This window comes from Mycobacterium sp. ITM-2016-00318, assembly GCF_002968285.2.
GTDB lineage: Bacteria > Actinomycetota > Actinomycetes > Mycobacteriales > Mycobacteriaceae > Mycobacterium.
Map to the genome: position 1 here is coordinate 5065085 of NZ_CP134400.1, position 19452 is coordinate 5084536.

The 19452-nt window shown below is 65.7% G+C and carries 22 protein-coding genes and 2 pseudogenes; 19 read left to right on the plus strand and 5 right to left on the minus strand.

The annotated features are described in order from the left end of the window. Positions 1-9: 9 nt before the first annotated feature. A complete protein-coding gene (locus C6A82_RS24975) occupies positions 10-1548 on the minus strand; it encodes an APC family permease (RefSeq protein WP_105345281.1) in 1539 nt (512 codons plus the stop codon). 173 nt (positions 1549-1721) lie between these two features. Here C6A82_RS24975 and C6A82_RS24980 point away from each other — a divergent pair, with 173 nt between their 5' ends. The 13 genes from C6A82_RS24980 to C6A82_RS25040 all read left to right on the plus strand — a co-directional run bounded on the left by C6A82_RS24980 (position 1722) and on the right by C6A82_RS25040 (position 11864). Continuing rightward, a complete protein-coding gene (locus C6A82_RS24980) occupies positions 1722-3002 on the plus strand; it encodes an aspartate aminotransferase family protein (RefSeq protein ID WP_105345280.1) in 1281 nt (426 codons plus the stop codon). Then, positions 2999-4549 carry an aldehyde dehydrogenase family protein gene (locus C6A82_RS24985; RefSeq protein ID WP_105345278.1) on the plus strand — a complete coding sequence of 517 codons (1551 nt, stop codon included), beginning with the start codon at positions 2999-3001 and terminating at the stop codon, positions 4547-4549. Before C6A82_RS24980 ends, C6A82_RS24985 begins: the two co-directional genes overlap by 4 nt. Positions 4550-4552: 3 nt before the next feature. Next, positions 4553-5158, plus strand: a complete 606-nt coding sequence (locus tag C6A82_RS24990) for a BMC domain-containing protein (RefSeq protein WP_105345276.1) — start codon at positions 4553-4555, stop codon at positions 5156-5158. Continuing rightward, positions 5155-5616, plus strand: a complete 462-nt coding sequence (locus C6A82_RS24995) for a hypothetical protein (protein ID WP_105345275.1) — start codon at positions 5155-5157, stop codon at positions 5614-5616. The genes C6A82_RS24990 and C6A82_RS24995 overlap by 4 nt, the downstream gene beginning before the upstream one ends. After that, complete coding sequence (locus tag C6A82_RS25000; protein WP_105345273.1) at positions 5613-5864, plus strand: EutN/CcmL family microcompartment protein; 252 nt, start codon at positions 5613-5615, stop codon at positions 5862-5864. Before C6A82_RS24995 ends, C6A82_RS25000 begins: the two co-directional genes overlap by 4 nt. Before the next feature lie 46 nt (positions 5865-5910). Further along, positions 5911-6192, plus strand: a complete 282-nt coding sequence (locus C6A82_RS25005; RefSeq protein WP_105345272.1) for a BMC domain-containing protein — start codon at positions 5911-5913, stop codon at positions 6190-6192. A gap of 12 nt (positions 6193-6204) precedes the next feature. After that, positions 6205-6855 (plus strand): microcompartment protein, encoded by a 651-nt coding sequence (locus C6A82_RS25010; protein ID WP_105345271.1) that lies wholly within the window; start codon positions 6205-6207, stop codon positions 6853-6855. Continuing rightward, positions 6855-7856, plus strand: a complete 1002-nt coding sequence (locus tag C6A82_RS25015) for a phosphotransferase enzyme family protein (protein ID WP_105345269.1) — start codon at positions 6855-6857, stop codon at positions 7854-7856. Before C6A82_RS25010 ends, C6A82_RS25015 begins: the two co-directional genes overlap by 1 nt. Before the next feature lie 15 nt (positions 7857-7871). After that, positions 7872-8651: a 3-oxoacyl-ACP reductase FabG gene (gene fabG, locus C6A82_RS25020; RefSeq protein WP_105345267.1), complete on the plus strand. Its 780-nt coding sequence runs from the start codon at positions 7872-7874 to the stop codon at positions 8649-8651. Positions 8652-8694: 43 nt separating this feature from the next. Further along, positions 8695-9477: a GntR family transcriptional regulator gene (locus C6A82_RS25025; RefSeq protein ID WP_105345265.1), complete on the plus strand. Its 783-nt coding sequence runs from the start codon at positions 8695-8697 to the stop codon at positions 9475-9477. A gap of 4 nt (positions 9478-9481) precedes the next feature. Then, positions 9482-10384: a tRNA glutamyl-Q(34) synthetase GluQRS gene (gene gluQRS, locus C6A82_RS25030; protein WP_105345264.1), complete on the plus strand. Its 903-nt coding sequence runs from the start codon at positions 9482-9484 to the stop codon at positions 10382-10384. A 108-nt stretch (positions 10385-10492) separates the two neighbouring features. Then, entirely contained in the window at positions 10493-11071 is a 579-nt protein-coding gene (locus C6A82_RS25035; RefSeq protein WP_158261634.1) for a TetR/AcrR family transcriptional regulator, read from the plus strand. Between the two features lie 22 nt (positions 11072-11093). Next, complete coding sequence (locus C6A82_RS25040; RefSeq protein WP_105345261.1) at positions 11094-11864, plus strand: sterol desaturase family protein; 771 nt, start codon at positions 11094-11096, stop codon at positions 11862-11864. Here C6A82_RS25040 and C6A82_RS25045 read toward each other — a convergent pair. Next, the gene (locus C6A82_RS25045; RefSeq protein WP_105345259.1) at positions 11857-13179 is read right to left on the minus strand and encodes an acetyl-CoA hydrolase/transferase family protein; all 1323 of its coding nucleotides are present in this window, start codon (positions 13177-13179) and stop codon (positions 11857-11859) included. The two genes, C6A82_RS25040 and C6A82_RS25045, sit on opposite strands and share 8 nt — an antisense overlap. 172 nt (positions 13180-13351) lie before the next feature. Here C6A82_RS25045 and glnQ point away from each other — a divergent pair. After that, positions 13352-13474, plus strand: a pseudogene (gene glnQ / locus C6A82_RS25050) (glutamine ABC transporter ATP-binding protein GlnQ); the annotation flags it as partial. Position 13475: 1 nt separating this feature from the next. Here the strand turns inward: glnQ and C6A82_RS25055 are convergent. Beyond that, on the minus strand, positions 13476-14063 hold the full coding sequence (locus tag C6A82_RS25055) for an O-methyltransferase (RefSeq protein ID WP_396836839.1): 588 nt from the start codon (positions 14061-14063) through the stop codon (positions 13476-13478). Positions 14064-14164: 101 nt separating this feature from the next. Between C6A82_RS25055 and C6A82_RS25060 the strand changes: the two genes are divergently transcribed. Then, positions 14165-14449, plus strand: a complete 285-nt coding sequence (locus tag C6A82_RS25060) for a hypothetical protein (protein WP_105341428.1) — start codon at positions 14165-14167, stop codon at positions 14447-14449. Positions 14450-14534: 85 nt separating this feature from the next. On the opposite strand, the gene tgt is transcribed toward C6A82_RS25060, so the two are convergent. Beyond that, positions 14535-15758, minus strand: coding sequence for a tRNA guanosine(34) transglycosylase Tgt (gene tgt / locus C6A82_RS25065; protein WP_105341430.1), 1224 nt, complete (start codon positions 15756-15758; stop codon positions 14535-14537). A gap of 134 nt (positions 15759-15892) precedes the next feature. On the opposite strand from tgt, the gene C6A82_RS25070 reads away from it, so the two are divergent. The 4 genes from C6A82_RS25070 (at position 15893) to C6A82_RS25085 (ending at position 19199) form a co-directional block, all read left to right on the plus strand. Further along, entirely contained in the window at positions 15893-16354 is a 462-nt protein-coding gene (locus C6A82_RS25070) for a lipoprotein LpqH (RefSeq protein ID WP_105341432.1), read from the plus strand. Between the two features lie 100 nt (positions 16355-16454). Then, entirely contained in the window at positions 16455-17123 is a 669-nt protein-coding gene (locus tag C6A82_RS25075; protein ID WP_105342535.1) for a cutinase family protein, read from the plus strand. A gap of 162 nt (positions 17124-17285) precedes the next feature. Next, entirely contained in the window at positions 17286-18737 is a 1452-nt protein-coding gene (locus C6A82_RS25080; RefSeq protein ID WP_105342524.1) for a DUF4185 domain-containing protein, read from the plus strand. A 135-nt stretch (positions 18738-18872) separates the two neighbouring features. Beyond that, positions 18873-19199, plus strand: coding sequence for a hypothetical protein (locus tag C6A82_RS25085; protein ID WP_105342526.1), 327 nt, complete (start codon positions 18873-18875; stop codon positions 19197-19199). Here C6A82_RS25085 and C6A82_RS27030 read toward each other — a convergent pair. Next, positions 19196-19361, minus strand: a pseudogene (locus tag C6A82_RS27030) (response regulator transcription factor); the annotation flags it as partial. The gene C6A82_RS25085 and the pseudogene C6A82_RS27030 sit on opposite strands and share 4 nt — an antisense overlap. Positions 19362-19452 lie beyond the last annotated feature (91 nt).

A 19452-nucleotide genomic window follows, 5' to 3' on the forward strand; every position in this document is an offset into this window, starting at 1 on the left:
ACTACGCTCCTACTCCCGCACTTCGGTGTCTTCGTAGATGACGCGGCCGATCAACTCGTATTTCGCGGGGTTCCGGTACTTGAAGTACAGCGCCAGCGCCCCGCCGAGGACGAACAACCCGACGACGATCCACGGTGTCAGCTTGAACAGCAGCGTGCCCGACGCGGCGCCAGCCGCTGCCTCCTTGTGCTGCCACAGCAGGAAGACGACGTACAGCATGCCGATCCCGCCGAGCAGCGGAGCGACCAGCGTCTTGAACCAGTGCTTGCTCTCCTCGTTCTCGCCGTGGAAGTGGAAGTAGGCGATCACCGAGAAGGCACACAACGACTGCACGATCAGGATCGCCATGGTGCCGAGAATGGCCAGCAGGGTGTAGAGGTGCAGGTAGGGGTCCATGCCCGCGAACAGGAAGGCCAGAATCAGCACCAGCGTGATACCGCTCTGCACGAGGGAAGCGATGTGCGGTGACCCGTGGGTGGGATGCGTCCTACCGACCGTCTTCTGCATCCGCTCCGAAAGACCTTCGCGGCCAAGCGCATAGAGGTAGCGAGAGGCGCAGTTGTGGAAGGCCATTCCGCACGCGAAGGAACCCGTGCACAGCAGGATGTTGAACATCGTCACGGCCCACTCGCCGTAGTACTGGCGAACCGGTCCGAAGAAGATGTCGCCCGCTGTGTTCGCGTCCTGCGCCAGCTGGATGGCGTTGGCCGGCCCGGTTCCGGCGATCGCCATCCACGAGACGAAGACGTAGAACAGACCGATGCCGACGACGCTGAGGATGGTCGCCCTCGGGATGATCTTCTTCGGGTTGCGCGACTCCTCGCCGTACATGGCGGTCGACTCGAACCCCACCCAGGACCAGAACGCGAAGAACAGGCCGAGCCCCGCGCTGGCGCCGACGATGCCCTCGGCGGAGGTGAACGCGCCGAGCGGGTTGAGGGTGTCGCCGATCACCAGGCCCTCCGGGCCGCCGCCGTGGACCAGAACCGCGAAGGCGCCGAGCGACAGCATGATGATCTCGGTGATCAGGAAGACACCGAGCACCTTGGCGGTGATGTTGATGTCGTAGTACGCGAGCACAGAGTTCGCGATGATCATCACCAACGCGGGAATGATCCAGTGCACGTCGAGGCCGAACAGAGACTCCATCAAGTTCTTCGCGAAGAACGAGAAGATGCCGATCAGCGAGCCTTCGAAGACGACGTAGGCCATCGTGATGATCAAGCCGCTTGCCATACCGACAATGCGGCCGAGACCGTGCGCGATGTAGCCGTAGAACGCGCCGGTCGCCGTGAGGTGTTTGGCCATCGTGGCGTAGCCGACGGCAAAGAGCGACAACACGATGGTGGCGACGAGGTAGCCCGCGGGCGCAAACGAACCATTTCCGAAGCCCACCGCGATGGGGACATTGCCGACCATTGCGGTGATCGGGGCGGCAGTGGCGACCGCCATGAACATCACGCCGACGATGCCGACCGCGTTCGGTTTCAGTCGGTGGACTTCGTTCTTGTTCTCGTTTTCGTCGCGGTTCAAGACCTGGTCGGTCATTATGGGCAGCCTCCGGGCGGTAGAAGGGCAGTCGAGTGTGGTGTACGCCACTACGCGAACCCTAGGAGTTTGGCACTACCAAAAGTGTCGCGCAAGCGGAGCGCGCAACCATTGACATAAATGGTCCATCCTTTTTATGGTGGGGGCTGCCCTCAACTCCGTAGAGGAGCCGCATGTACGACTACGGCACGTTCTCTTTTGACTCCAAGGCCGAGGTGCTGGAGGCCTCGAAGACGTTCTGGAACCCGGGCAAGACGCAGTTCTGGACAGACGAAGGCGTCGACCTCGTGATCGACCGCAGGCAGGGGTACTACCTGTGGGACATGAGCGGCCGACGGCTCATCGACATGCACCTCAACGGCGGCACCTACAATCTCGGGCACCGCAATCCCGAAGTGGTGCAGGCGATCACGGAAGCCACCGAGATCTTCGACGTGGGAAACCATCACTTCCCCTCGGTGGCGCGCACCGCGCTGGCACAGCGGCTCGTCGAATCGGCGCCCGCGTCGATCACCAAGGTCGCCTACGGGTCCGGTGGCGGGGAGGCCATCGACATTGCGATCAAAAGCGCGCGCCACGCCACCAAGCGACGCAAGATCGTCTCGATCGTGAAGGCTTATCACGGGCACACCGGCCTCGCGGTGGCATCCGGAGACGACCGTTTCGCCAAGATCTTCCTGTCCGACCGGCCCGACGAGTTCGTGCAGGTGCCGTTCGGTGACCTCACCGCGATGGAGCAGGCGCTGACGCCAGGTGACGTCGCCGCGGTGTTGATGGAGACGATCCCGGCCACGTACGGCTTCCCGCTGCCGCCCCGGGGTTATCTCGAGGCGGTCAAGGACCTGGCCTCAAAGTACGGGTCGCTCTACATCGCCGACGAGGTGCAGACCGGACTGATGCGGACCGGCGAGATGTGGGCTATCACCAAGCACGGCATCGAACCCGACATCATCGTCACCGGCAAGGGTCTCTCGGGCGGGATGTACCCGATCACCGCCGCCCTGCTGGGCGACCGCGCCGCGCAGTGGCTCGACGAGGACGGCTTCGCGCACATCTCCACGTTCGGCGGCGCCGAGTTGGGCTGCGTGGCCGCGATCAAGACCCTCGAGATCACCGGTCGCCCCGAGGTCCGGTCGACGGTGCACTACATCGCCGACCTGTTCGCCGAAGGGCTGCGCCGCATTCAGAGCGACAACCCGGACTGGTTCATCGGGATCCGGCAGAACGGCGTGGTGATCGGGCTGGAGTTCGATCATCCCGAAGGCGCCAAGTTCGTGATGCGCGAACTCTACGAGAACGGCGTGTGGGCGATCTTCTCGACACTCGATCCCCGCGTGCTGCAATTCAAACCGGGCATCCTGGTCAGTCGTGGTCTCTGCGAAGACGTGCTGGACCGGCTCGACGTCGCCGTGCGATTCGCCCGCAAGGCCGCCATGGATCGGAGGGCTTCATGACCACCGCCGCGCAGGCCGGCCACCTGCTCGAGCGTGCCCGGTGGGCCGCACGCGCGTACGCCGACTACGACCAGGCCTCGGTTTCGGCCATCGTCGAGGCGGTCGCCGACGCCGGATACACCGCAGCCGAGCGGTTCGCCGAGGCCGCGGTCGCCGAGACCGAGATGGGCGTCGTCGAGCACAAGGTGATCAAGAACCGGGCGTTTTCGCGGGGCATCCTCGACCACTACCGCGGTGAGGACCTCGTCTCACCGCGGATCGACACCGCGCGAAAGATCGTCGAGATACCCCGTCCTGCAGGCGTTGTGCTGGCCATCACCCCGACCACCAATCCCGTGTCGACGGTGTACTTCAAGGTGCTGCTCGCGCTGATGACCCGCAATGCCGTTGTGGTGGCGCCCCATCCGCGCGCCAAGAAGTGCTCGGCGGACGCGGCGCGGGTGCTCGCAGAGGCCGCGGTCGGCGCCGGGGCGCCCGACGGCATCGTCTCGGTCATCGACGAACCGTCCATCCCCCTTGCGGAGGCGTTGATGGCCGACGAGCGCACCGACGTCATCGTCGCCACCGGCGGAACCGGCGTCGTGCGTGCGGCGTACTCGTCAGGCAACCCTGCACTCGGGGTCGGTCCGGGCAACGTGCCGGTCTTCGTCGACGCCAGCGCGGACATCAACGCCGCTGCCCGCCGAATCGTCGACAGCAAGGCGTTCGACAACTCGGTGCTGTGCACCAACGAGTCGGTGCTCATCGTCGAGGAGTCCGTCGCCGAGAAGCTGAGCGCGGCGCTCACCCGCAACGGTGCCCACCTCCTCGATGCGGACGACGTCGCGCGGCTGCGCGAGTTCATGTACCCCTTCGGACATCTCAACACCGATGTGGTGGGTCGCGACGCGGCATGGATCGCGGGCAAGGCCGGACTGCGGGTGACCCAGAAGACACGGGTGCTCATCGCGCCGTTTGCGCACGTCGTCGAAGAAGAGGCGCTCACCCACGAGAAGCTCTCGCCGGTGCTCGGGATGACGACGGTGGCCGACGCGGAACGCGGCATTCGGGCGGCCAGGACGATCGTCCGGATCGGCGGGGTCGGGCATTCGGCGGCTATTCACAGCGAGAACCCCTCGGTCATCGCGGATTTCGCTGCCAGGGTTGCGGTCCTGCGGGTCTCGGTGAACGTCGGCAACAGCACCGGCAGCTCCGGGCTGGATACCAACCTGGCCCCCTCCATGACACTCGGCACCGGCTTCGTCGGCAGTAGCTCGCTCGGTGAGAACCTGGCGCCGCACAACCTGGTGAACTGGATCAAAATCGCCTACAACAGCGATTCGGAGGTGGGGATGCCGAACTTCGCCGGCATCACTCCGTGGCGGTCGCCAGCCGGGCGGGTTCCCGCATATCCGCGCGCCTCCAACGAATGGGAGTCCACGCCTGCATCGCCGCGCCGCAACGGCGCACCCGTCAAATCCCGGGCGACCGAGCCGAACCTCGACGCCCTCCGGGCAGAGCTGCGCCAGCTCGTCGCCGAAGAACTCGCACAACTCATCAAGAGGTGAGCCGTGGCTGAACTGCGTTCCTTCATCTTCATCGACCGCCTGCAACCGCAGACGATGTCCTACCTCGGCACGTGGATAAAGGGTGCGCTGCCCCGCGCCGCCGCCGCGGCCCAGATCATCGAGGTGGCACCGGGTCTGGACATCGAGGGCATCACCGACGTGGCACTCAAGCACGCCGACGTGAAAGCGGGGGTGCTCGTCGTCGAACGCCAATTCGGCTATCTCGAGTTCCACGGCGAAACCGGTGCCGTCAAGGCCGCCGCCGACGCGTGCCTACAGGAGATGGGCGCCACCGCCGACTCCGCGGTCCGCCCGACCGTACTGGCCTCCCGCGTCATCTCCAGCGTCGATCGGCAGCATGCATTCCTGATTAACCGCAACAAGATCGGGTCCATGGTGCTGGCCGGCGAGTCGTTGTTCGTGCTCGAGGTGGCGCCCGCATCGTATGCGATCCTCGCCACCAACGAGGCCGAGAAGGCCGCCGACATCAAAGTCGTCGACTATCGGATGATCGGCGCGACCGGCCGGGTGTACCTCTCCGGCACCGAAGCCGACGTGCGGCAGGCCGCGGCCGCCGCACACGATGCGTTGGCACGGGGCACGGCGTGACAGCGACCGGAGCCGACCTGCGCGCACTCGTGCGCGAGGTGGTGCGCGACGCCGTGGCCGATCTCGCGACGCCTACGGAGCCGACGAACGGGCACAGCGCTTTCCGGCCTGCGGCCCCGCTCACCGCCGAGGAGAAGGCACGTGTCGACACCGTGCGTATCGCGACCGACGCCGACCTCGACGCGTTCGTGCGACAGCTGATCCGGCTGTTCGAGAATCCGAAGAGCCGCGCCGACCTGCGCAACGGCCGGTTGAGCTTCCGGTTGGCCAACCCCAAGACCGGCGGCACGCAGGCCGCGACACATCGCATCGACAAGGGCGCCGTCACCGAGCGCCACATCATCGAGATCGCCGCATCGGGCGGGGCCCTGACGCTCGGGCCGAAGGCAGTGATCACGCCGCTCGCGCGGGAGAAGGCCCGTTCGCTTGGGGTCACGATCAACAAGGAGCGCAGATGATTTCGGCGACCGTAACCGGACAGGTCTGGTCCACCCGCCGCATCGACGGGCTGCCGCCGGGCGCCCTTCTCGAAGTCGAAGCCGACGGGTCGGGCGCGCGCCTGATCGCCTTCGACGTGCTCGGCAGCGGAGTCGGCGAGCGCGTCCTGATCGCACAGGGATCGGTCGCGGCCAACTGGTTCACCGGAACTCCGCCCCCGGTGGACGCCCTGATCATCGGATCCATCGACACCGATACAAGCGGGTAGCAGTCCGCGACCCGTGCACTGAGAAGTTGAGGACAAGGAGAAAGTGATGCCGAGCAACGCGATTGGAATGATCGAGACCAAGGGGTATGTCGCCGCGCTTGCGGCTGCCGACGCGATGGTCAAAGCCGCCAACGTCACCATCACCGACCGCCAGCAGGTCGGCGACGGGCTCGTCGCCGTCATCGTCACCGGCGAGGTGGGCGCGGTCAAGGCCGCCACGGAAGCGGGCGCGGAGTCTGCGGCCCAGGTGGGTGAGCTGATCGCCGTGCACGTGATCCCCCGGCCGCACAACGAGCTCGGTGCTCACTTTGCCGTTTCCGCGCAATAGTCAGCCGCGGTCATGGCTACAGAGACGGTGACGCGCACAGACATCCGCGTCTACCTCCTCGTGGAGGATCTGCAGCGGCAGTTCGCCGCATATCTGGGCACACCGACGCGGGCGCGCGGCTATCCGCCGTACGAGGGCGAACACGCACTGATCGTCGAGGTGTCGCCCGCACTGGCGATCGAGCGGGTCATCGACCTCGCCCTACGCGAGGTGCCCGGGGTGGCGCCGGGAATCCTCTACGTGGAGCGCCAGTTCGGCGTGCTGGAGGTGCACTCCGGCGAGCTGGACGACGTCCGTCGTGCCGGCGAGGCGATCCTGGCGGGTACGGGCAACCGGGCAGCCGATCAGCTCCGGCCGCGCGTGCTGTTCCACGACATCATCGACGACATCACCGACCAGCATGCGGTGATCCTCAACCGGAACCGGCAGGCGTCGATGATCCTGCCGGGGCAGTCGCTGCTCGTCTACGAGATGACCCCCGCGTTGTTCGCGGCAGTCGCCGCGAACGAGGCTGAGCGCGCGGCTCCCGGACTTACGATCGTCGACGTGCAGATGATCGGTGCAACGGGCCGCCTCTACATCGGCGGAAGCACGACTGACGTCACCACGGCGAGGGACCGGATCACCGCGGTGCTGGCCGGGATCGAGGGACGCGACCACTGATGGCGGATTCGGACGGTGTGATCTCCAACGACATCGACGTGGCCGAGCTTGCCCTTGCCGAATACGGTCTGCCGGAGGGCTCGTCGCTGACGCTGCTGAACCTTTCGGAGAACGCGACCTACGCGGTGGACCATGCCGGCACCGGCACGCAGACGATCCTTCGGGTGCACCGGCAGAACTATCACCTGCCGCATCAGATCGAGTCGGAGCTGGACTGGCTGGACGCGCTGCGCCGCGACAGCGACATCACCGTGCCGACGGTGTTGGAAGCAGCCGACGGCAGGCGCGTGGTGACGGTCGATTCCCGCGGAATCCCACGGCATGTCGTTCATTTCGCCATGGTCGCGGGCGCGGAGCCCGACGAGGAGACGGTGACCGTGGACGACTTCCACACCCTCGGGCAGATAACCGCCGCGCTCCACGAGCACTCCCACACGTGGCAGCGGCCACCGTCGTTCAGTCGGTTCGCCTGGGACTGGCCGAACTGCCTTGGGGCCGAGGCCCGCTGGGGGCAATGGCGGGACGCCGCAGGTGTCGGTGATGCCGAACGCGACATTCTGGATCGCGCGCAGCAGCTGTTGTGCAACCGTCTGGGAGAGTACGGCTCCGGACCCGACCGCTTCGGCCTCATCCACGCCGACCTCCGGCTGGCCAACCTTCTTGTGGACGGGCCGACCATCACCGTCATCGACTTCGACGACTGCGGATTCGGCTGGTTCTTCTACGACTTCGGCACGGCCGTCTCATTCATCGAGGACGACCCCGCGCTGCCGGAGTGGCAGGACTCCTGGGTCACCGGCTATCGCACCCGCAGATCAATGGCAGCCGAAGACGAGGACATGCTGTCGTCGTTCGTCCTGCTGAGGCGGTTGATGTTGCTGGCGTGGATGGGGACCCACAGCCACTCCAAGGAATCCCAGGCCAAGGCGATCACCTACGCCGAAGGCAGCTGCACGCTCGCTGAGCGCTATCTCAGTTCCAACGGCCATCGACTGGCCTGACCGAAGGGCACCTACATGTTCACCTCACTTCAGGGCCGTTCCGCCATCGTCACCGGGGGCAGCAAAGGCATCGGTCGCGGTATCGCCGAAACCTTTGCCGCAGCAGGCGTCGACGTATTGATCACCGCACGCAACCAGGCGGATTTGGACGCCACGGTGGCGGCGCTCGCCGACCAACCGGGGAAGGTCAGCGGCTTCTCCGCCGACGTGACGAACCCCGACGACTGCCGCCGTGCGGTCGAGGCCGCGATCGAGCGACACGAAGGCTTGGACATCGTGTGCGCGAACGCGGGCATCTTCCCGTCGGGCAAGCTGGAGGATCTGACGCCCGAGGACATCGAGCAGGTACTGGCGGTGAATTTCAAGGGCACCGTATTCGTGATCCAGGCCGCGTTGCCTGCACTCACCGCGAGCGGACACGGCCGGGTGATCGTCACGTCGTCGATCACCGGGCCGATCACCGGCTTTCCCGGGTGGTCGCACTACGGCGCAAGCAAGGCCGCGCAGCTCGGCTTCATCCGGACCGCGGCAATGGAGCTGGCACCCAAACGGATCACCATCAACGCCGTGCTGCCCGGCAACATCGTCACCGAGGGCCTCGTTGAAATGGGTCAGGAATACATGGACCAAATGGCTGCGGCGATTCCCGCTGGTCGACTCGGCAGTGTTGCCGACATCGGGAACGCCGCGCTGTTCTTCGCCACCGACGAAGCCGGTTACATCACTGGTCAGACGCTTGTCGTCGACGGCGGTCAGATCCTGCCCGAGTCCAACGAGGCGTTGGCGGAGGCGTAGCCGGGTAGAATTGGCCGTACCAAATCGACGGGGAGGTTCGAGAGTGGCGACGCCGACCGAGGAGCTGCGGCGTCGAATCGTTGCGGACATCAATGCGGGCGATCCCGGCGCCAAGCTCGGCAGCGAGCGAGACCTCGCCGAGCGCTACAGCACGAGCCGGTCCAGTCTTCGACAGGTACTGGCTGCGCTGGAGGAAGCGGGACTGGTACACCGGGTCATCGGTCGGTCCGGCGGCATCTTCATCAGCCACGGCCAGGTGCAACGCAGCCTGTCCGACGTCGTCGGCGTTCCCGCGTTCCTGGCGAACCAGGGTTACGTCGCAGGCACCAGGGTCATCTCGACCAAGATCACCGCCCCTGACCGGGTGACGCAGAAGGCCCTTCACATCGCCGCGAGCGACTTCGTCGTGGAGATCCAACGCGTCCGGCTCGCCGACGGCTCACCGATCTCGCTGGAGCTGGCCCAGTTTCCGGCCGAGGCGTTCCCCGGTCTGCTCGAGCAGCAGCTCGGTGGCTCCATCTACGAAATGCTGGAAGCCCATTACGGTCTCGTGCCGACACGGGCCGAGGAGCGGATCGAAGCCGTCAACGCCACCACCACTGAGGCGTCGCTGCTCGGGATCAAACCCAAGGCGGCACTGCTACTGATCACCCGGGTCACCCACGACCAGCACGGTGTGCCGTGCGAGTTCTCCCGCGACCTGTTCCGCGGTGACCGTACCCGTCTCGCGGTAAACGTGGCGGGCCACGGGGTGGGCGTCGAGTCGGCCGTCGACACTGCCTCGGTCTCGCTGCAGAAGCAGGAAGTCAAGACCAAGGCGAGCTGACCGGATGGCCCTCGGAGCTACTCCTCACGTCGGGGGAGCCGGCCGGTTCGCCCCGAGTCCGTCGGCAGACCTGCACATCGGCAACCTGCGAACAGCCGTGCTGGCGTGGCTGTTCGCCCGAACCTCAGGCAGGCGCTTCTTGATGCGCGTCGACGACCTCGACGATCGCACGCACACCGATATCGCCACCCGACAGCTTGATGACCTCGCGGCGATCGGGCTGACGTGGGATGAACCCGCCGAGTGGCAGACTCGCCACTCACAACGCTACGACGATGTCGTCGACGAACTCGCCGAACGCGGGTTGTTGTACGAATGTTATTGCAGCAGAAAGGATATCCAGCAGGCGCCGCGGGCGCCACATGCCCCGCAGGGGGCCTACCCCGGCACGTGCCGCGATCTGACCGACGACGAGCGCAGGGCGCGGCGCGATGCCACCGGTCGTCCGCCCGCGCTGCGGCTGCGCACCGATGTCGTCGCCTACACCGTGCACGACCTGCTGCACGGCGAATACACCGGCCTGGTCGACGATTTCGTTGTCCGCCGCGGCGACGGGGTGGCCGCCTACAACCTTGCAGTGGTCGTCGACGACGCCGCCCAAGGGGTCGATCAGGTCGTGCGCGGCGACGACCTGCTAGCTTCCTCGCCTCGGCAGGCCTACCTCGCGACACTGCTGGGCCATCCGCAGCAGACCTACGCGCACGTGGCGCTGGTGCTCAACTCCGACGGGGCGCGGCTGGCCAAGCGCGACGGCGCCATCACACTGGCGGAGATCGGGATTCCGCGTGCGCTTGAGCAGATCGCCGCATCGCTCGGCTGGCAGGCGACAAGCCTCGAGGAGATGCTCGCGCAGTTCGATCCGGCGGCGCTGCCGCGCGCGCCGTGGATCTACCTTCCGACGGACTAACTCTTCCGACGCGCACTTGCCTCGCTGACACAGCACGTGATACAACTGCCTCATCCGCAGTATCAGCTAGTGTCTCGACTTATGACTCCCGACCCGAAGGACACCTCCGTGAGCGCAGCGACCGTGACGATTCGTCGCACGCTCGACGCCCGCCAGCTGGACGTTCGCGCGCGGATACTGCACGCCGCACGTCAACTGATCAACGAGCAGGGTCACGAGGCCGTCGGCATGGAGGCCATCGCGGCGACAGCGGGGGTGTCCAGGGCGACGATGTACCGCTACTTCGCCTCAAAGGAACACGTGGTCTGCGACGCCGCACTGGCGTGGGGCCACGAACTCGCGGCACGCCTCCCCCAGGCGATCGCCGAGGCACCGGAATCGAGCCCCGCGATCGAGGTCGCCGTTGAACAGGTGGTCCGGGAAGCCGCATCGGACCTTCCAATGGTGCGAGCAACCATGTCGTCGGTGCTCGCCCTCGGCCCGGTCGCCGACGAGTTCCGTCTCGGCGTCCGCGGGATGTTCGACGCACTGACGGCGGGCACCGACACACCACCCGCCATGGATGCGGCGATGACGCTGCTGGGCCGGGTCTTCTTCGCCGATCTGGCTCTGCTCAGTGTCGGCGACATCACGATCGAGCAGTGCGTCGACGAGCTCCGCACCGCGGCCCAACGAATCCTGCTCTAAACCGACACATAGGAGCCTTCGCATGAACCAGTCCGAACTGCAGCCTGTTTGGGGTTGGCTGCTAGAGAGATTCGGCACGGAGTTCTTCGAATTTCCGCTGTACTTCGTGCCCGTGGTGGTTGCCGTGGTGCTGGTGACCGGTGTCGGCTACTCGATCCTCGACGTCGCGGCGCAGAGAATTTCGGCGCGTGCCGCATCGTTGCACGGATTGCGGGTCGCGGCCACCTATGTCGGCTCGGCGGCTCTGTTGCTGTATCTCAACGACCGGTTCCATCCGATTTCACTCGATGTGCCCACTGCCGCACCGACATTGACGTCATTTGTCGTACAGGTAGGCCTCTACATGCTGGCCGGCGAGTTTCTCACCTACTGGTGGCACCGCCTCGAGCACGGAAGCGCATTCGTCTTCAAACACGTTCACTACCTGCACCACCGGGTCAAGTCGCCGTTGACCATCTGGACCAACTTCGTCGTCCATCCGGTCGAGGGACTGATGGTGATGCTGTGCCTGTACGTCGCCCCGGTGGCGCTCGGTGCACACCCGCTGGTGATGATGGCCTACGCAGTGCTCAACACCACGGCCATGGTGGTGACCCACAGCGGTTACGACATGCCCTTCTACCCGAAGTGGTTGTTCCCGCCTGCCTCCAACCACGAACTGCACCATTCCGAAAAGCGCCCGACCAATCTGTCGGTGGTCATGAGCTACGGCGACAAGGTGTTCGGAACATTCAAGCAGACAACGGGTTTCATCGAGCGCTCAAGCGCTAATGAGGAGCTAGCCGTCAGGTGACTGGCGAGCGACCGTTCGATGCCCGTGCCGCCGCGGCCAGCAACTCGTCGCGGAACTGGGGATGGGCGATCGCGGCGAGCGCTTCGCCGCGCTCGCGCACGGTGCGGCCCTCGAGTTCGGCGGCGCCGTACTCCGTGACGATCACGTCGACCTGATGGCGGGGCGTGGTGATCACCGCGCCGGGGCCGAACCACGGCACGATCCGCGATTGCAGCTTTCCGTCGTTGGAGAACGTCGACGGCAGGCAGATCAGCGAGCGGTCCGACAGCTGGAGACCCGCCCCCGCCACGAAGTCCTCCGCGCCGCCGATTCCGCTGAACTGGCCGCCGGCGATCGTGTCGGCCACCACCTGGCCGTGGATGTCGATGGCGAGGGCGCCGTTGATCGTGACCATCTCGTCGTTGGTGGCGATCACGTCGGGGGCGTTGACCACCTCGACGGGCAGGAATGCGACATCGGTGTTTCCGTCGAGCCATTCGTACAACTCGGAGGAACCGAACGCGAACGTCGTCACGCTGACGCCGTCGTATTGCCGCTTTCCGGTATTGGTCACCTTGCCCGCGCGGTGCAGCTTCATGCAGCCGTCGGTGAACATCTCGCTGTGCAGTCCGTAGTCGCCGCCCTCGCCTTCGGCCAGCAGCACCGCGATCTGGTTCGGGATCGAGCCGATGCCCGTCTGCAGCGTCGCGCCGGACGGAATGTAATCCACGGTGTGCCGGGCGATCTCCTTGTCGACATCGGACGGCGCCGCCTCTCCCCCGGGTAGCGCGAGCGGCGCATCGGTCGACTGCACCATGATGTCTATCTCATCGACGTGCACGGCATGGCGGTGCTTCTCACCGAGTCCGAACGTGCGGGGGAAGGCGTCGGAGACCTCGACGACAAGAAGCCGGTCCGGATCAGCGCCCGCGCGGTGCAATTCGGGAATCGTGCCGCCCGCATGCAGCGACAGCGAGCACCAGCCGTCGGAGTCGGGCGGCGTCGCGATCGTCGTCATCACGCGCGGGGCCTGACGTTCGAGCAGCGGACCGAAGCGGCGAAAGTCGGCGGGAGTGAACTCGATGTCGGCGCCCATATCGCGCAGGGCGCGTTCGAGTGGACCGTAGAACCCGCACAGGTAATGCACGCCCTCGCGCGAGAACAATTCCGTCCCGACGGCCAGCAGGGCGCCGTAGACACGCAGATCAGTCCAGCCCTCGCGTTCGCCGAGCATTCGAAGGAAAGCGGGCGGCTGGCCCGGACCGAGCGGTATGCCCAGCGTGTCGACGGGGCGCAGGCGCGCGGCGGCTTCTTCGGCACTCAGTTCTTCTGGCATTGCGCCGGATCCTATATCGGCGCGCTGAGCAGAACTCTTTCTGTACACCCAGCCACTTGCTAGCGTCCGCCGGTGAGCATCGTCCGGAAGTCCTTCCTGGCCGTGATGCTCCTGGTCTCGCTGCTGCTGCTCGCGGCGTGCGGCGGATCGTCCGGCGAGAACCAGGTGAATGGTTTCCGATCAGGTGCTGTTCACCGATCGCGGGGTGATCCTCGAGAAGGGCCCGCCCGCCGAGGTGATCGGCGATCCCAAGGAGGACCGGACGAGGCAGTTCATCGACGAGTTGGTGACGTGATCTACACCCGGCACGAGATCTCCATGCTGTCGGAGTCCCGAACCGGAAAGTGCACGCTGACATACCCGTTGGCCGGCTCACGCACATAGTCGAGATAGGGCTGTAGCCCCGCCATGCTCGTGTTGTCGGCGACGACCATCGCGCCGGACGCCAGCCGCGGCTCGAGCAGGTGCAGCACCGCCGCGTACATGTCCTTCCACCCGTCGAGCAGGACGAATTGCACTGGGCCGTCGACCGATGCCAGGGTCTCGAGCGCATCGCCGTGCAGCACGGTGATCAGGTCGTCCAATCCGGCGTCGGCGAAGTTCGCCGTGGCCATCTTGACCTTCTGGGCGTTGAGTTCCGTAGTCACCACCCGACCTTCGCCGTTGTCGCGCACCGCCGACGCCAGGTGGATCGCGGAGATGCCGAGTGACATGCCGAACTCGACGACGGTCGTCGGGCGCGACGCCCTGACAAGCGTGTACAGCAGGCGGCCCGCTTCCGGTGTGATCGGCAGGTAGAAATCGCTCAGCGCGTCGGCGCGCTGCTGAGCGCTCGCCTCGGCGGGCACGGCGTCGCGGCCCATCAGCTCGCCGAGCATCGGCATTTGAGCGTCCGCGTCGGTGAACATCCGGTTGAGAGCCGCCGCGACGCGCGAGTCGAGCAAGGTGGAAGTCATAAGCTTGCAAGGTAGTCCACACTGGTCCCATGCCCGTCTTGCACATCGAGCACGAGATCAGCGATCTGGCGGTCTGGCGAGACGCGTTCAAGAGGTTCGCACCTGCCCGCGAAGCGGCGGGGGTGACGCGCACCGAGGTGTACCAGCGGGCCGAGGACCCGAACTATGTGGTGATCTCCCTGAGCTTCGAGAACCTCGATGCCGCAACCAATTTCCGTGAGCTTCTGATCCACCAGATCTGGTCGTCACCGGACTCGGCGCCGGCGTTGGTCGGTCCGCCGACCGCCCGCATCCTCGAGGAAGTGGAGCTCTAAACCGACACCGGCAGGGTGGGCCGTCGGAAACCGAGCGGTGACAGCCGACAGCGCAATGGCCGCGTCCAGCCGAGCCAGCGCGGCGTCAGGACCCGTAATACCGTCCGAGCACGTCGGACCGCAGCTCATCGAATTCGCCCGCCCCGATCGCGGATCGAATGTCGTCGACAAGCCGGATGATGAACCGCTCGTTGTGAATGGTGCAGAGCGTCGCCGACAACATTTCTTTGGCCTTGAACAGGTGATGGACGTAGGCACGGGTGTAGTGCTGGCATGTGTAGCAGTCACATTCGTCGTCGATGGGCGTGAAATCGCGGCGGTAGCGGGCGCCGGTGATGTTGAAGCGGCCGGTCGCCGAGTACACCGCGGCATTGCGAGCGACACGCGACGGCGACACACAATCGAACGTGTCGGCGCCCGCGGCGACGGCGGCGAACAGGTCGTCGGGCTCACTGATTCCCAGCAAGTGCCGGGGTTTGTCGGCCGGCAATTCGGCGCTGACCCAGCCGACGATCGTGGCGAGATTCTGCTTCTCCAGCGCGCCGCCGATGCCGTAGCCGTCGAAGCCTCGACCGTCGTCGTCGACGATCGACACCAACCCGCGCGCTGCTTCCCGTCGCAGATCTTCGTACTGCGCTCCCTGCACCACGCCGAACAGGGCCTGCGGCGCACGATCCGGTTTCTGCGCGCTAAGCCTGCGATGCTCGGCCAGGCAGCGCACCGCCCACCGGTGTGTGCGCTGAACGGATTGCTCCTGGTAGCCGCGAGTGTTCACGAGGGTGGTCAACTCGTCGAACGCGAAGATGATGTCGGCACCCAATTGATGCTGAATCCCGATGGACACCTCGGGGGTGAACCTGTGGGTGGATCCATCCAGATGCGAGGTGAACGTGACGCCGTCGTCGTCGACGCGGGCCAGCCGCTCCTTGCCTTCGGCGATCACGTCGTCGGCCTGGACCCGGTCGGTGTCCATTGCGAGCACCTTGCGGAAACCTGCGCCGAGCGAGAGAACCTGGAATCCGCCGCTGTCTGTCAAAGTGGGGCCCGGCCAGTTCATGAACGCACCGAGACCTCCCGCTTCGGCGACGATGTCGGCGCCCGGCTGCAGGTAGAGGTGGTAGGCATTGGCCAGAAGTGCTTGTGCGCCAATTCTTTTCATGGTCTCAGGTAACACCGACTTCACCGTCGCCTGGGTGCCGACGGCCACGAACGCGGGAGTGTGGATGTCGCCGTGCGGTGTTCGGATGACACCGGCGCGCCCTTGCCGCCCGGGAAGCTCCGCTTCGACCTTGAAATACGGATCCGCCACGATGTGTATTCAATCAGCAGGCGGTTGCCAGGCAAATTTCCGGCAATCTCAACACCCCAGGTGGGCGCCCCCCATACTCTCTGGAAGACGGGCCGCCGATCTTGACGGTTCGCGACAACAAAAGGAGAGCAGTGGTGAAGCGTGGGTTCGTGGTCGCCGTAGGCGGCGCGGCGATTGTCGTCGCCGGTCTAGCAGGCTGTTCGTCGGAGAAGAAGTCCGAGACGAGCGGAGAGACCTCCTCGGCTGCCTCAGCGGAGGGCAAGAGCACCGTCACGATCGATGGCAAGGACCAGGCCGTACAGGGCACAGTCGTCTGCAGCACCATGGGCGACAACGTCAACATCGCGATCGGCGATGCCACCACCGGTATCGGTGCGGTAGTGGGTACGGGCGACAGCCCGGTGGTGCATTCGGTCGGCCTGGGCAACGTCAACGGCGTCACGCTGGGCTTCCAGGAGAATGCGGGTCAGGGCGAGGCGAAGGCGGAGAAGGACGGCAACACCTACAAGATCTCCGGCACGGCGGTAGGCGTCGATATGGCGAATCCGATGCAGCCGTTGAACAAGCCCTTCGAGATCGAGGTCAGCTGCCCGTAACTGACGTCCATTCCAACGACACGGCGGCGTCCAACTGGGCGCCGCCGTTGTATATCCGGGCGCCTACGTACCCGGCGGCAACCTGTGCAAAAGTGGAAGTGTGAACGCACACCATCTGAGGCGTCTGCTTGGTGTCGCGGCATTGACGACCGGAACGCTGCTCGCCACACCCATTCCCTTTGCAGCCGCGGAACCCTGTCCCGACGCGGAGGTGGTGTTCGCCCGCGGCACGTTCGAGCCGCCCGGTCTCGGCGGGATCGGACAGTCGTTCGTCGACGCCGTGCGCAAGCAGGCGGCGGGTAAGTCGGTCTCGATCTATTCGGTCAATTACCCGGCCAGTACGGACTTTCCCACCGCAGTCCAGGGCATCAGGGATGCGGCCAACCGGATCGAGGCGACCGCGGCGAGCTGCCCGAACACCAAAATCGTGCTCGGCGGCTTCTCACAGGGGGCGGCCGTCGCGGGCTTCGTCACCTCCGAGACGGTACCGAGCGGAGCGGACGCCGAAGACGTGCCCGACCCGATGCCGCCCGAGGTCGCCGACCACGTCGTCGCCGTCGTCCTGCTCGGCAAGCCGGGGCCGAAGTTCATGGAGGCAATCGGAACGCCGCCGGTCGAGATCGGCGATCTCTACAAGGCCAAGACGATCGATCTCTGTATCGTCGACGACCCGATCTGCGCGGGCAACGGCGACGGCGGCAACCACAGCCTCTACAACCAGAACGGAATGACCGACCAGGCAGCGGCTTTCGCCGTCGGCAAGCTTTGACCAATTCGCCGCGCGTGGCATCGCGCCTAAAAGGGTTGCGACACGGTCACGGATAGGTACCTATCAGCGCATCAATAGTCTCATTAGCCCCATCGCTCACTATCGTCACATCAGCTAGTGCGGGTCGTCAACTGCGCGGTCCTGCTCCCTGAAAGGTGTGACATGTCGCCGTTTGCTCGAATCGCATCGATACCGGTGGCGTCGGCGGCCGCTGTCGGCCTCGTTTTCGGAGTCGTCGTCGCGCCGCCTGCCGTTGCGGAGCCGTGCACCGGCGCAGCCGCAGAAGCCCAGCCGCCTGCGGCGCCGAACACAGCGGCCACCCCGGAGTTGCCAGGCGTCAGCGGGCCACCGATCGGGCACCGGCCCCGCAAGGCGAACGACAGTGCACCGCTGCCCAACCTGGGCCGGCTATCGCGGTCGATCCTCAGCTCGGTCATGCCGCAGTCCGGGCGGGTGCAACAGCAGGCCGGGGTCGTTCCGCCCGCGCCGCCTCCGCCTGTTCCCAACGCGGCGGCCATCGCGGCGCCGGCACCACCGGCTCCCGCGCCGGGTCCGGCTCCGGCGCCCCCACCGGCGCCCGGTCCGCCGCCGGGCAGCGCGCTCGTCGGCTGGGTCACCGGCCCACAGAGCCCCAACGACACCATCAAGCGCTTCGCGATCACCGGCACCGACCTCGGAATCATGTGGGACAACGGCGATCCCGCGAACAATCAGGTGCTGATGGCCTTCGGCGACACCATCGGGTACTGCAGCGTGCGCGGTCGGCAGTGGCGGTACAACACGATGTTCCGTACCAGCGACCGCTCCCTGGCGCAGACGGTCGAGATCCCGAACGGTGTTGTCAACAACAAGTATTCGGGATCCCCGTTGTGGGCGCCCGCGTTGTCCAAGCAGGTCGTCAACAGCATCAAGTTCGCGCGTTCGGAGACGGGCATCATCCCGACATCCGGCATCGCGATCGGGAAGACGCAGTACATGAGCTTCATGTCGATCAGGAGCTGGGACAGCCCCGGCCAGTGGTCGACGAACTTCTCGGCGATCGCGGTCTCGCCCGACAACGGCGAGCACTGGGGCGTCTACCCGCAGAGCGTTCGGCCTGCATCCGGTGACGCGACGCCGCGAGTGCCTTATGTCCCCGGGGGCGAGAAGTTCCAGGTTGGCGCGTTCCTCAAAGGCAGCGACGGATACCTCTACTCGTACGGGACGCCGTCCGGGCGTAGCGGCTCCGCGTTCGTCTCGCGCGTGCCGCAGAACGCGGTGCCGGAATTGAGCCGATACGAGTATTGGGACGGCGGCAACTGGGTGCCGCAAAACCCGGGCGCCGCGCAACCGGTCATTCCCGGCCCGGTCGGCGAGATGTCGGTGCAGTACAACACGCATATGAAGCAGTTCCTCGCGCTGTACTGCAACGGAAACAACGACGTGGTGGCAAGGACGGCGCCCGCGCCGCAAGGTCCATGGGGACCGGAGCAATTGCTGGTCGCGTCGAGTGACTTCCCCGGCGGCATCTATGCGCCATATCTGCACCCGTGGTCAACGGGCAAAGAGATCTACTACAACCTCTCGCTGTGGTCGGACTACAACGTGATGTTGATGAAGACGGTGCTGCCCTAGCGTCGAAATGAGGCAACACCTGCCCGCAGCAGCGGCTGAACGCTTACCCCGCGGATAGGAAACTCTCTTCGTCCTAGAGCGGATTCTGGCGTCGGCGCAATTACCAGATCGCCACGCAGCCATCACCATTGCGTCATGACCAAATTCGCACCCACCGTCGTCACCGCAGCGGCCATCGGATTCGGCGCCTTGCTGATCGTCGGCGCGCCCGCGGCGAACGCAAGCCCGAAGTCCGATTGCGAAGGCAAGGGCGGCACCTATTCCGAGACCACGATCGTCGACAACGGAACCGGAAAAATCGGAACGAGCTACAGGTGCTGCGTCAAGGACGCCGCGACGAACACCACCAGTTGCACGACCACGACGGTGACTGCCGCGGAGAACATCCAACCGACGCGACCGCTGCACCGGGTTCCGCTCGGCGTACTGAACAACGCGGTTCCGATCGAGGCGGCCCCTTAGCCGTGCCTGGCCGCCTCCTGGGCGAGCTGCACGCGCGAGGTCAGGCCCAGTTTCGTGTAGACGTGGGTGAGGTGGGCCTGCACGGTTCGCGGCGAAACGAACAGCCGCAGCAAGTTCCTTGTTGCCGAGCCCTTCGCTGACGAGTTTCACCACGTCGAGCTCGGCCTCGTGCCCGCCCGCGCGAATACCAATGCTCCCTCGATCATGATCGGCGAGCGCTGCGCGGATCTCATCTTGTCCGCCTTGGCCACCG